At 66.2% G+C, this 12,400-nt stretch carries 10 protein-coding genes and 1 pseudogene; 3 read left to right on the top strand and 8 right to left on the bottom strand.

Features of this window, described 5'->3' with window-relative positions:
• The first annotated feature begins 12 nt into the window (after positions 1-12).
• The gene (locus AC1D2E_RS11750; protein WP_478197569.1) at positions 13-240 is read left to right on the top strand and encodes a hypothetical protein; all 228 of its coding nucleotides are present in this window, start codon (positions 13-15) and stop codon (positions 238-240) included.
• A 99-nt stretch (positions 241-339) separates the two neighbouring features.
• Here the strand turns inward: AC1D2E_RS11750 and AC1D2E_RS11745 are convergent, their stop codons facing one another.
• The 3 genes from AC1D2E_RS11745 to AC1D2E_RS11735 form a co-directional block, all read right to left on the bottom strand.
• Complete coding sequence (locus AC1D2E_RS11745) at positions 340-729, bottom strand: SpoIIAA family protein (RefSeq protein WP_478197568.1); 390 nt, start codon at positions 727-729, stop codon at positions 340-342.
• A 133-nt stretch (positions 730-862) separates the two neighbouring features.
• A complete protein-coding gene (locus tag AC1D2E_RS11740; protein WP_478197567.1) occupies positions 863-1,198 on the bottom strand; it encodes an enoyl-CoA hydratase-related protein in 336 nt (111 codons plus the stop codon).
• 62 nt (positions 1,199-1,260) lie between these two features.
• Positions 1,261-1,974 carry a Crp/Fnr family transcriptional regulator gene (locus AC1D2E_RS11735; RefSeq protein ID WP_478197566.1) on the bottom strand — a complete coding sequence of 238 codons (714 nt, stop codon included), beginning with the start codon at positions 1,972-1,974 and terminating at the stop codon, positions 1,261-1,263.
• 193 nt (positions 1,975-2,167) lie between these two features.
• Here AC1D2E_RS11735 and AC1D2E_RS11730 point away from each other — a divergent pair, with 193 nt between their 5' ends.
• On the top strand, positions 2,168-3,343 hold the full coding sequence (locus tag AC1D2E_RS11730; RefSeq protein ID WP_478197565.1) for a cupin domain-containing protein: 1,176 nt from the start codon (positions 2,168-2,170) through the stop codon (positions 3,341-3,343).
• A gap of 2 nt (positions 3,344-3,345) precedes the next feature.
• On the opposite strand, the pseudogene AC1D2E_RS11725 reads toward AC1D2E_RS11730, so the two are convergent.
• The 4 genes and pseudogenes from AC1D2E_RS11725 to AC1D2E_RS11710 form a co-directional block, all read right to left on the bottom strand.
• A pseudogene (locus AC1D2E_RS11725) lies at positions 3,346-4,260 on the bottom strand (DUF2817 domain-containing protein); the annotation flags it as partial.
• Positions 4,261-4,391: 131 nt separating this feature from the next.
• Positions 4,392-5,504, bottom strand: a complete 1,113-nt coding sequence (locus tag AC1D2E_RS11720; RefSeq protein ID WP_478197564.1) for a M14 family metallopeptidase — start codon at positions 5,502-5,504, stop codon at positions 4,392-4,394.
• A gap of 69 nt (positions 5,505-5,573) precedes the next feature.
• The gene (locus AC1D2E_RS11715) at positions 5,574-7,001 is read right to left on the bottom strand and encodes an amino acid permease (protein WP_478197563.1); all 1,428 of its coding nucleotides are present in this window, start codon (positions 6,999-7,001) and stop codon (positions 5,574-5,576) included.
• 48 nt (positions 7,002-7,049) lie between these two features.
• Complete coding sequence (locus AC1D2E_RS11710; protein ID WP_478197562.1) at positions 7,050-7,889, bottom strand: aminotransferase class V-fold PLP-dependent enzyme; 840 nt, start codon at positions 7,887-7,889, stop codon at positions 7,050-7,052.
• Positions 7,890-8,455: 566 nt separating this feature from the next.
• Here AC1D2E_RS11710 and AC1D2E_RS11705 point away from each other — a divergent pair.
• Positions 8,456-11,455: a transglycosylase domain-containing protein gene (locus AC1D2E_RS11705; RefSeq protein ID WP_478197561.1), complete on the top strand. Its 3,000-nt coding sequence runs from the start codon at positions 8,456-8,458 to the stop codon at positions 11,453-11,455.
• Between the two features lie 632 nt (positions 11,456-12,087).
• Here the strand turns inward: AC1D2E_RS11705 and AC1D2E_RS11700 are convergent.
• Positions 12,088-12,400: FAD-dependent monooxygenase (locus AC1D2E_RS11700; RefSeq protein WP_478197560.1), on the bottom strand; the 313-nt coding region annotated here is incomplete at its 5' end.

The following is a 12,400-nucleotide window of genomic DNA, read 5'->3' as shown; positions in this document are numbered from 1 at the left end:
GTATCGTGAGCCATGACGATTCGTGTGGAGTGCTGCGACGGCTTTCGTGGTGAACCAGAACCATTCGCTTTCTGGCTCGGCGAGCGCCGACTGGCCGTGCGTGGCATCGTTGACCGCTGGTTTGGGCCCGCACAGCGCTGGTTCAAGGTCGACGCAGATGACGGGCATCTGTACGTCCTCCGTTGCGACGAGAAGACTGGAGACTGGGAGATTGCTGCCTTCACGCTTGGGGCCGGCTAAGTCCGGCAGCTACGCCATCGCCCGTCAACGCCGTAATCCCCAGGTGCGCTCAGCACCGACGCAAAGCAGCGGTCAATCCATCTGGCGACGGCTCGTCCATCAATCGGGCGAGGCGACGGTACCTCTCGCGGTCTCCAGCCAGTCCAACGCCTTCACATCGTCGGAAAAGGGGAAATGCCGCACTTGGGCCGACGTAAAGTGCGTGCCGAGCAGTTCCGCCATACCGGCGAGATGACTGTCCGTCACGATCGCAATGCGTTCGACTTCCTTGTGATGGTCGCGGACAAAGTGCATGTGCGCGGTGAAGCCCGCGAAGTTCTCCCATCCTGGAAAACCCTTCGAATGAATCAATACGCCTCGGAGCTTGGCGTGGTCGGAGAGATAGGCATCGACAGCAGCGCTGAGACCGCCGAAATCCTCTTTGCTCAGCGGAGCGCTGGGTTTGAGCACCAAGATGCCTTCGGGCTGCTTTATCGAGTATGCGAGCATGTGATTCTCCGTTTGGGTACTTCCACAATAGGCCGTCCGCGCCGACCATGCTGCTGCCTGGGACACACAGGCAAGCGGCTGATGACGCGGCTTGCGGGCCGAGGTTCGAGGTGTGATGTTGGCTTCGGGCTCTTCAAGCAGGCGGTTGGCCCGAATGTCCGCTGCCGATCCACCCCATTTCCCCATCCGAGAACTGGAGGCCTCGCCCTGCTGCACGTAGGTCAGCGCCGCCGCCTTGGTGGCACGCAGGCCTGGGCGAACGGGTGCAGATGCGGCGAGCGATGTCGAGCGCGCGTTCGCGGTGGGCGCCGTAGGGATGAACCTCCTGCACCAGGCCGACCTCCAGCGCGCGCTGCGCCGAGAACTCCTCGCACAGGAACAGCAGGTGCATCGCGTTGCCCCAGCCCATGCGCTGCAGATAGCGGAAGTGCGCCCCGCCCAGCGGCGAGGCGAATGGTGTCGTGTGCAACCTTCTCGTGCAACTCAGCCTTCTCCGGGCAGCGGCGCAGACCCCATGCAAAGATCCGAGCGTCAGTTCTGGGCCAGTGACGCCAGCCGGGCGGCATCGCGGATCGCAACGTTGCGTCCGACCGCCGCGATGATCCCGTCCTTTTCGAGCGCGCCGAATATCTGCGAGACGCTGACCCGGGAGAGCCCGCAGATGTGCCCCATCTCCTGCTTGGTGAAGGTGATGGAGATCAGGGTCCCCGCCGGGTGCGGCTTGCCGTAGCTGGCCATCAGGCCGAGCAGATGGTGGCTGACCCGGCGTTTCGCGGAATCGGCACCCTGCAAGGCCAGGTGCTGCAGCATGATGCGAAAGCGCATGCTGCACAGGGCCTGGTGCTGGCGCATCAGGGCGGGTGCCTGGTACAGCGCGGCCAGCATGGCCGCCACCGGCACGGCGCACACCACCGCGTCTGTCGAGGCCTCGGCAGACACCACATGGCTCTTGCTCTGTAGCAGGCCGCAATCGCCGACCAGGCCCGTAGGGCCCACGATCATCAGATGGCGCCTCTTGCCCTCCACCGAATCCGAGATCAGTCGAATGCGCCCCGACTCCACCACATAGACCGAATGCGCCGGCTGACCTTCCTCGAACAGCAGCCCGTCATTGGCGACCGGCTGCTGACGGTAGCCGCGCGTGACCTCGCCCCATTCAAAACGCAGATGGGTCAGCCACGCCGAAACGAAGGCCTTCGGCAATGGCGCCACACCGTCCGGCAGCGGCGGCGCGGCGATCAACAAGGACGGGCTGGAATCGAAACCGGGCGAGGTCGACATGGTGGATCGGGCAGAGTCAAAAAATGGAGTCGCAGGGTTTATACCGAAGTGAAGTCCACGGCGGGCGTAAAGCAGCTACGCAGAAATTGGCGTCCTTTGCCTAGCATCGAATCAAAGGCCGCCGGTCTTTCAATTCTCCCGCTCCGACGCTGACATCATGACCTCCGAAACCCTCGCCACACTCGCCCCACTCGCCTCAGGCATCCGCGCCGCACAGTTCCTCGTGCGCTGCGTCGACCTGAACGCTTCGATCCAATTCCTCACCCGCACGCTCGGCTTCAAGGTCCGCCTGATCATGCCCTCGGAAGCCCCCACGCTGGCCGTGCTCAACGCACACGGCTGCACGCTGCGGCTGCAGGTGGCGGCTCCCGCGGACCCCATCGCTCCCACGCACCTGCGCCTGCTGTGCGACATGGCCGCGTTGCCACCCGGCACGCCGGCCACGCTGCACGGCCCGGACGGCCTGCGGGTGGACGTGGTGCCCGCCGACGCCCCCATCGACGTGCCGCCCGGCACACAGGAATTCGTGTTGACCCGCCTGGCGGGTCCCGAGAGCTGGGGCGCGGGGCGCGCCGGCATGCTCTACCGCGACCTGATCCCCTCGCGTCTGGGCGGCCGCTTCGTGGCCTCCCACATCCGGCTCCCGCAAGGCGGCCCGGTGCCCGACTATGTGCACTTCCACCGCGTGCGGTTCCAGGCGATCTTCTGCAAGACCGGCTGGATCCGCCTGGTGTACGAAGATCAGGGCGAACCGTTCCTCCTGAACGCGGGCGACTGCGTGCTGCAGCCGCCCGAGATCCGCCACCGGGTGCTGGAATGCGCCGCCGGCGCGGAAGTCGTGGAGATCGGCTGCCCCGCCATCCACGAGACCCACGGCGACCCGGAGATGGCCCTGCCGACCGGCGCCTGCCTGCCTGAGCGCGACTATCAGACGCAGAAGTTCGTGCGCCATGTGGCGGCCCAGGCCGGCTGGGCGCCATCGCGGCTGCCCGGCTTCGAGGCGCGCGACACCGGGATCGCCCGGGCCACTGGGGGCCTGGGCGGCGTCCGCGTACTGCGGCCCGCCCGCCCGGGCATCGCGGCGGCGGACCCAGGCATCGTGGGAACAGCCGGCGCCCACGCGGGCGAATTCCTGTTTCTCTTCGTCCTGGCGGGCGAGACGCGTCTGCACGGCGACACACTTGGTACGCATGCGCTGGCGGTCGGAGACAGCTGCGTGCTGCCCGCCGGCGCCCCCTACAGCTTCATGCCCGCGCCCGGACTCGAGTTGCTGGAAGTCAGCTTGCCCGCGGTCCTTCCTTCCTTCAGTCGCATCGCCAGTCCATCCACATGAGACTACGGCCGGGTGGCGTGCTCCGTGTCGAATTGAGCCAGCGTCTGTGCAACCTGCAGACAGGCCACGCGCGCCTGACCCAGAATCATGCCCTTCCACACATCGTTGTCGCCATAGAAGGCGTCTCGCAGCTCGCGGCTGGCGGCGGCTCGTGTTGCCGCGCCGACCTTCTCGCCCTGGGCGCGAATCCAGGCCGCGTGGATCAAGGCGGACTGAACCGTGGACGAGGGCAGGGTTCCGAATTCCAGTCCCATGAGCAGCGCCTCGGCCTCGGCACACTCGCCGTGGAGGCTGGAACAGACCAACCCGACCACGTCGACGGACACCGACTCGGTGTTGCCCGAGAACGTCAGGAAGACATCGCTTCCCCAGCATGCGCGCGCCCGGGCAATGTCCTTGGGATCCTTTCTTCCCGCGTAGAGCTTCTCTCCATGCCCGTAAGGGCCCAGACCGGTATGGATGTCGATCCAGGCGATGGCGCGCGCGGCCACACCATATTCGCGCAGGATCGCGCGCACGGTGCGATTGCTCCAGGACGGCGCCGTGCCTCCGTAGAAGAGCCCTTGCGGGGAGATCCACTGGCCACTGCTCATGGCGTGCTGCAAGCCGCGCTCGCCATGCTGGCGAACGAACGCCTGCTTTCTCTCGATGTCTCGCTCGGACGGCGGCCATTGCGGCGGCAGCAGGAACGACTCCACTTCGAGATAGCGCGGATTGACCGGCAACGGCGCGTCGAAGTCGATGAAATTGCGATTGACATCGATGTTGTCCTCGTTGGTGCGCTGCAGATGGGAGAACCCATAGGGATTGATGGCGTGAATGAGCAGCAAGCCCACCCCGGCCCGCGCCAGGCGGCTCTTCAAGTCCGGGTCATGCAGAACGGCCACCTGGCAGCCCGAACCACAGCCAGGCCTGCCATGGCAGACAGAGAATTATTCATTGGAAATGCCTCCCTTATGCTGCCGAAACGGCCGCAACCAATAACCAGCGGTGCGCCAAGATGGCAGCACCCGCTCAGCGATGCGCGAGCCGGGCGACGACCTGCGCTTCAGCGGCCCAGCGCCATGCAGGCCTGCAGCAGCGCGACCCGGCATTGGCCGGCGATCATTCCTCGCCATTCGTCGTGGTCCACGTAGAAGGCGTCGCGCAGTTGCTGCTTGATCGCGGCGCGCTGGTCGGCGCTCGCCGCGCCGGGGTGGCGGTGCAGCCATTGCTCGGCCCGCAACGCCTCCAGCGCCGCCGTCTCGTGCGTGCCGTATTCGAGGGCAATGCCCAAGCATTCGGCCTGCGGGCATTCATCGAACATGGCGGAGGCTGCATGACCCACCACCTGGCGCGAGGAAGAGTCGCCTTCCCAGGCGGCCACCACATCGGCGCCCCAGATGGCGCGCGTCTGGCGGAGGTTGTCGGTCAAGCCGGGCAACCCGTTGTGGATCTTCTCGCCGTGGCCGCAAGGGCCCAGGCCGGTGTGCACGTCGACCCAGGCGATGCGGCGCCGACCCTCGCCATGGCGGCGCAGGATCGCGCGCAGCGTGCGGTTGCTCCAGCTCGGCGCCGTGCCGGCGTAGAACATGCCGTCGGCAAATTCGGATTGACCCGTGACGAGGGCTTCACGGAATGCGTCCTCGCCATGAGCTGCCACGTAGTCACGGATGGCCTGGGCATTGGCTGGCGTGGGCGGCCACTCGGCGGGCAGCACGAGCGCCTGCACCTCGGCGTAGGCCGGGTTGCGTGTGGGCTGCGCGAAATCGATGAAGTTGCGGTTGAGGTCGATGTTGTGCTCGTTGGTGCGACGCAGGTGCGAGAAGCCATACGGGTTGATCGCATGGATCAGCAGCACGGCGACGCCGCGCTGCCGCGCCTTCCGAAGCAACGGCGTGTCGTGCAGCAGCGCCAACTGGCAGCCCGAACCGCAGAAGCCCTCGACGCCATGCACGCCGGAGTTCAGCACGAGCAGCGGTACGTCGCCGGCCGCTTCGAAAAGGGCCACGTCGGTCACCAGCGTCTCGCCGCCGGCGCCAAGCTGGCCTTCGAGCACGTGGTGTTCGAGGCTGGCACCAACCTGCTCGGCAGCGGCAATGAATTTGGCACGGGCTTCGGCGTAGCTGGCCGAGAAGCAGGAGCGCACGGAAGTGCCGTTCACGGGGCCGGTGTTTGTCATGGGGTGTTCCTTGAGGGTTGCAGGCAAACGACGCGCGAATGTAGAAATAGGAGGAGTTGTTCAGTCCAATCAGACACTGCCGTTGTCGGCGCGCTGGCGCACGGTGCGCACCAGGCCCCCGGCCTCGGGTTTCAGGTGAAGTTTGCGAAAGAAGAACACCGCGCTCAGAAACAGCACCCATCCGGTCGCCGAGATAATTCCCACGTTCCAGAAGTCGCTGTCCAGGCCCATGGTGACGAGGATGGCCACCAGCAGAAAGATGCCCAGGTACTGCGGCCAGGGAAACCAGGGGGCGCGGAACGGCAGTGGCCCCATGTGGTGCCGCGCCCAGCTCCTGCGAAACGAGAGGTGGCTCAGCAGGATGATCAGCCAGACCAGGATGCCGCCGCCCAATGCGATGCCGAAGAGGTAGCTGTAGGCGATGTCGCTCAGCAGGCTGACGAGGATCGCGATCATCACGCCGACGCTGGAGACGAAGGTGGCGCGCACCGGTGCGCCTTGGCGGCTCAGCTGGCCGAAGGCCCGGGGCGCGAAGCCGCCGCGCGCCAGCGAGAACACCATGCGCGAGCACAGGTAGAGGTTGGCGTTCATGCTCGACAGCGCAGCGGTGATCAGCACGAAGTTCATCGCCGCCGCGGCGTAGGCGAAGTCGTAGTAGGTGAACACCTTGACGAAGGGGCTGTGCACCAGGCCTCTGGCCCCGGCCTCGGCCCATGGCACGATGGCCAGCATGATGCCGAGCGACAGCACATAGAACAGCACCAGCCGAACGATCATGGTGCGCATGGCGCGCGGCACCGCGGTCTTGGGGTCCTCGGCCTCGCCGGCGGTCACGGCGATGATCTCGATGCCATAGAAAGAGAAGATGGCCATCAGCACGCCCATCCAGACGCCCTTGAAACCATGGGGCAGAAAGCCCTGGTTGGCGGTGTAGTTGCCGAAGCCCACGGCGGGGTGCCCGATGCCGAAGACAAGCGCCAGGCCAAAAATGATGAAGGCGCAAATGGCCATCACCTTGACGGTCGACAGCCAGTACTCCAGGCTGCCGAAGCTGGAGACGGAGCGGGTGTTGACATAGATGATCGCCGCGCCGAAGCCCGCGGTCCACATCCACACCGGAACGTCCGGGAACCAGAACGACATGTACAGCCCGATGGCCACTGCCTCGCCGCCGATGGCGATCGATTGCGCGGCCCAGTATGTGTAGCGCACGATGAAGCCGAACCAGGGGTTGAGGTACAACTCGGCGTAGGTGCCGAAGGAGCCGGTGGTAGGGTGAGCCACCGCCATTTCGGACAGGCTGTACATCATGATCACGGCGATCAGCGCCGCGACGACGTAGCTGATCAGCACCCCCGGGCCGGCATAGCCGATGGCGATGCCGCTGCCCATGAACAGGCCGGTGCCGATGGCGCCGCCCAGGCCAATCATGGTCAATTGGCGCTGCGACAACTTGCGCGCCAGTCCCTTTTCGCGGTCGATGATTTGCTGATCCATGCGAATGTCTCCCTTTTCTTAATCGCAGCTGAGAACGCCCGGCGCCGGTCAGGCGTGCCGGGCCAGGGCCTTCATCGCGGCAGCCACCTCCTGCGCGGTGTTGTAGACATGCGGGGCGACGCGGATCACGTCGTTGCGCGCCGAGACGATGAAGCCGTTGACCTGGCCGAACCAGCCGGAGTGGGTGGGGCGCAGCGTGTCAGCCAGCCCGGGCCGCAGGTAGAGGAAGGCGATACCCGGGCAGCCGAGCAAGAACTTCTGCGCGCCGCAAGCCAGCATGTCGATGCCGTCGCGGCGCACATCGATGTCGGTGGCTCCGACGGATTGGTAGGCATCGACGAAGACCAGCGCACCCTTGGCATGCGCCAGGGCGGTGATGGCGGCGATGTCCTGCTTGAAGCCGTTGTAGTACGACACATGGGACACCGAGACCAGGCGGGTCTTGTCGGTGATGATCTCTTGGTAGGTCTCCAGCGCGATGGTGTGGCGCTCGTCGGCCGCGGCGAAGACGACTTTGGCCCCCCGGCGCTCGTGCGCCAGCCAGACATGGCCGAGGGAGGGGGAATCGATTTCCCCGACCACGATCTCGTTGCGCTCGGCGGGGAAGTCCAGCGCGCTGCCCACCGAAGATGCCAGGTCCGAGACGCAGGACAGGACCGCGATGTCGGCGGCATCGGCCTTGATCAACCTGGCGAACTCGTCCTTGGCATGGTTCACCTCGGTGGCCCAGCCCTCCCAGTCCATGCCGTTTTGCAGCCAGGACTGGGTATAGGTATTCAGTGCCTGCAGCACCGGGGTCGACAGCGCGCTTTGCGAGCAACTGGAGAGTTGTGCCTTGTGCGCCAGGATTGGAAAAAGCGCGCGCTGGTTTTCGAACTTGAAAGTCATTGGGGTCTTCCGTGATCGTCAGGGGTGCATCGAAGAGGGCGTAGTAGCGGGCAGTACGCAGCTGTCTCCGGTCGCCAGCGGGTGCGCCTCTGGTTCGATGCTAGGTAACAGGCTCCAATCGCGGCGTAGGCTGCTTTACGCTCGGGCTGGACTTCGCCCGGTGAAAACCCTGTCTTTCACTTTTGAGCCCCCGCCCGCTCCATCTGCGCTTCGTCCCTCGGCAAGGGGAGCTGCACCAGTCCGAGCCCTGGAAGGCCCGGCCCAGTTCCCAGCACACTTCCCGCGCGGTTCGCCGAGGCCATTGCGGCCCTGCGGCGTTGAGGTGGTTTCGCGCGACGTGAAAACGCTGCCAACATTGCCGACTAACGCGTCTTCCAACCATTGGCGGCCCGTTCGATCGAGGAGTTGCGGATCTGCGCCGCCAATCGCCCAGGAGACATTCTTCGCACCCTTTGGTTTGGGGGATATGCCGCAGCGCACCAGCATCCGGAACAAGCAAAGTGGCTGCGGAAAGCGCATCATTGTCATTGACGAACCCACGGTGCGGACTGTGTGCGAGGCAGAGCATGACAAGGTTCAAGAAGGTTTTCTGGGTCGGCGCGGGGCTCGCCGTCGTGGGTGCGCTTGCCGCATTCACGCTGGACGAATTGAAGACTTCCCGGCTGCAATCGGCCCTGTGGCGCGACCTCGCCAGCGGTGCCCGCTTCAGCGTCGACGCCGGTGCCAGCGATGCCATCCGCTTCCCCCACACCGGGCCCTACGACGAGCGGCTGGGCTACGAACAGCTGCCCGGCTACATCGAGCGCCTGGAGCCCCTGGGCTTCGCGATCACCCGCCAGGCCCGCATGTCGCCGCGGCTGATCGAACTGCAGGAGCGCAAGCTTTTCGTCCCCTACCGGGAGAAGAATCAGGCAGGCCTGACCGTGCGCGACTGCCGCAATGCCGAGCTGCTGCACACGCGCGTGCCGGCGCGCGTGTACGAGCGTTTCGAGGAGGTGCCGCCGCTGCTGGTGAGCGCCCTGCTGTTCGTCGAGGACCGCCACCTGCTGGACGCGCAGCCGCCGCAGCGCAACCCCGCGATCGATCCGGAGCGCTTCGCTAAGGCCGCGCTCGAACAGGCGCTCCGGGCCGTCGACCCAAGCCAGGCGGCGACGGGCGGCAGCACGCTGGCGACCCAGATCGAGAAATACCGCCATTCCCCTCACGGCCGCACCGCGTCGGTCGGTGAGAAGCTGCGTCAGATGGCATCGGCTTCGCTGCGCGCCTACCAGGACGGCGAGGACACGCTGACGCGGCGCCGCCAGATCGTCGTCGACTACCTCGATACGGTGCCACTGGCCGCGCGCCCCGGCATCGGCGAAGTGCACGGCCTGGGCGACGGCCTGTGGGCCTGGTACGGCCGCGACTTCGGCGAAGTCAACCGCCTGCTCGCCGACCACGACGAAGGCGCCACGCCCACGGAAGAAGCGCTCCGGCGCCAGGCCGAAGCCTTCAAGCAGGCGCTTTCGCTGATGATCGCGCAGCGCCGCCCGTCGCAGCTTCTGCTCGGCGACGGCGCGGGCCTGACGCGGCTGACCGACAGCTACCTGCGGCTGATGGCCGAGGCCGGCGTGATATCGCCTTCGCTGCGCGATGCGGCACTGGCGCTGCCCCTGCGCCTGCAGCCCGAACTGCCGCCGGTGCCGAGGACCGACTTCGTCGAGCGCAAGGCCGCGAGCGCGCTGCGCACCCACATCTCCACCCTGCTCGAGGTACCGCGCGCCTACGACCTCGAGCGTCTCGACCTCGAGGCGGAAACCAGCCTCGACGGCGAGGCGCAGGCGCTCGCGGCGCGAATTCTCGCCGGCTTGCGCACGCCCGCCGCGGCGAAGGCGGCGGGACTGGTCGGCTTCCATATGCTCGACCCCGGCGCGGACCCCGCCCCCCTGGTCTACAGCTTCACGCTGTTCGAGCGCGGCGAACGGGCGAACCTGCTGCGTGTCCAGGCCGACAGCATCGACCAGCCTTTCGACGTGAACCAGGGCGCGCGGCTGGACCTGGGCTCGACGGCCAAGCTGCGCACCCTGGTGAGCTACCTGGAGCTCGTCGCCGAGCTGCACGCGCGCTGGGCCGACCTGAGCACCGCCGAGCTGTCGGCGCTGGCGGTGAGCCCGCGCGATCCGCTGGGCGCCTGGGCGCGGCAATACCTCCTGCGCGCCAAGGACCGCCGCCTCGCGCCGATGCTCGAGGCAGCCATGGAGCGCCGGTACTCGGCGAGCCCGTCGGAGGCCTTCTTCACCGGCGGCGGCATGCACCAGTTCGGAAACTTCGAGCGCTCTCGCAACGGCAGCTCGATGACGGTGCGAGAGGGGTTCAAGCATTCGGTCAACCTGGTGTTCATCCGCCTGATGCGCGACCTGGTGCGCCACCGGATGTTCGGCGGCGAATCGGATGCCGAGCGCATGCTGAAGGACCCTGCCGACCCGGGCCGGCGCGAAATGCTCGCGCGCTTTGCCGACCGCGAAGGCTCGGCTTACCTCGTGCGCTTCTATCGCAAGTACCAGAGCCAGCCCGCCGCGGGCGCCGAGGCGCTGCTGCTGCGTGGCGTGAGGCCGTCGGCGCCGCGCCTGGCGAGCGTGCTGTTCACGATCGAGCCCGAGGCCAGCGAGGCGCAGCTCGACGCGCTGCTGATGCGGCAGACCGGCCGCGGCGCCGCCTCGCCGCGCGCACTGCAGGCGCTTCGCAACACCTATGCCGGCTTGTCGCTCGCGGATCGCGGCTACGTCGCGCGCGTGCATCCGCTCGAGCTCTGGCTGGTCGGCTACCTGCGGCGTCACCCCGGCGCGTCGCTGACCGAGGTGCTGGACGCCAGCGCGCGCGAACGCCAGGAGGTCTACGCCTGGCTCTTCAAGACGCGCCACAAGGGCGCGCAGGACCGGCGCGTGCGCGAACTGATCGAGCTCGACGCCTTCGCGCAGATCCATCGTTCATGGCAGCGGCTGGGGTACCCGTTCGCATCGCTCACGCCTTCCTACGCGAGCGCGATCGGCGCGTCGGGCGACCGGCCGGCCGCGTTGGCGGAGTTGATGGGCATCATCGTCAACGACGGCGTGCGGCAGCCGACGCAACGGGTCAGCGCATTGCACTTCGCGCGCGACACGCCCTACGAGACCCGGCTCGAGCCGAGCAACRCGAACATCGAACGGGTGTTGCCCGTCGAGGTGGCTGCGAAGGTACGCAGCGCGCTCGTCGACGTGGTGCACGGCGGCACCGCCGCGCGGCTCCAGGGTGCGCTCAAGGACGCGAACGGCCGCGTGATCGAGATCGGCGGCAAGACCGGCACCGGCGACCACCGCTACGAACGCATCGGCCGCGGCGGGCGGGTGATCTCGGAGCGCAAGATCGACCGATCGGCCGCCTTCGTCTTCATGATCGGCGACCGCTACTTCGGCACCATCATGGCCTACGTGCACGAACCCTATGCCGCCCGCTATCGGTTCACGAGCGCGCTGCCGACCCAGCTGCTGAAGGCGCTGGGGCCGCAGCTGCTGGTCGTGCTCCAGCGCAGCGGGTGCGGAGGCGATTGACAGGTCAATTCTTGTTCTACGATCCTTATTGTTGTCGATGAACTTCATTCTTCCCGCACACCACAACAGATTGATACGGGTCACCCTCAAAACGCCAAGCAAATCAACAACTTACAACGCAGAGCCTGCGTGCCCGATAAAGGGCATGTTCTGCATCCTCGATTCATCAGGAGGACGTCTAACGGAATATGTTCTCGGCCGCCGTCAACGTTGAAGGTCTGCGATCAGTGAGAACCGGAAGTCGAGCCGGCCTCAAACGGCACGCCCCCGTTGACCCAACCCCTCCCTGGCGGTTTGACGGAGCCTAGGTTGGGAGCCCCGTAGGAAACTGAAATCTTGCCTGCGCGAAACCACTGAAAAGTAGCGTGCAGGTAGAACGGCCGCCCCTAGGCAGCTACTGAAATCTTCGCTGAGTTCCTACACCTYCTTCGTAGGGGCGCAGCGCTCGGCTCAGCGCGCACCGGTGTTCTCGGGCCGCTGAGCTTTTCTTACGCAAGAGTAGTGCGGATGCACAGGTCAGATCGACGCTGCTGTGCCCCGTACCCGCAACGCGCCAGGGGGATGCGAATCCTCGGCATGCAACCTGCTCTCACGGACACCGGCAGGCTACCCCGGCGAGGCGAACATCGTGTCTAAAACGGCAGTCCCACATAGTTCTCAGCCAGGGAGCCCAGTGCCTTCTGGGACGAGAACAGGTAGGCGAGGTCTGTGTCCTGCAGGCGCCGGTCAAAGGCACTGCTGTCAGGAAAGCGATGAAGCAGGGTGGTCATCCACCACGAGAAACGCTGACCCTTCCAGACCCGAGCCAGCGCCTTCTGCGAATAGGTGTCGAGGCCGCGGTCATCGCGCTTCTTGTAGTGATCGACCATTGCGTGATAGAGGTAGTAGATGTCGGATGCGGCGCTGTTGAGGCCGCGTGCGCCGGTCGGTGGCACGATGTGCGCG

Source organism: Variovorax sp. P1_H2 (assembly GCF_056405295.1).
Note: the sequence above shows the minus strand (reverse complement) of the source record. Positions and strands in the feature narration are given on the sequence as shown.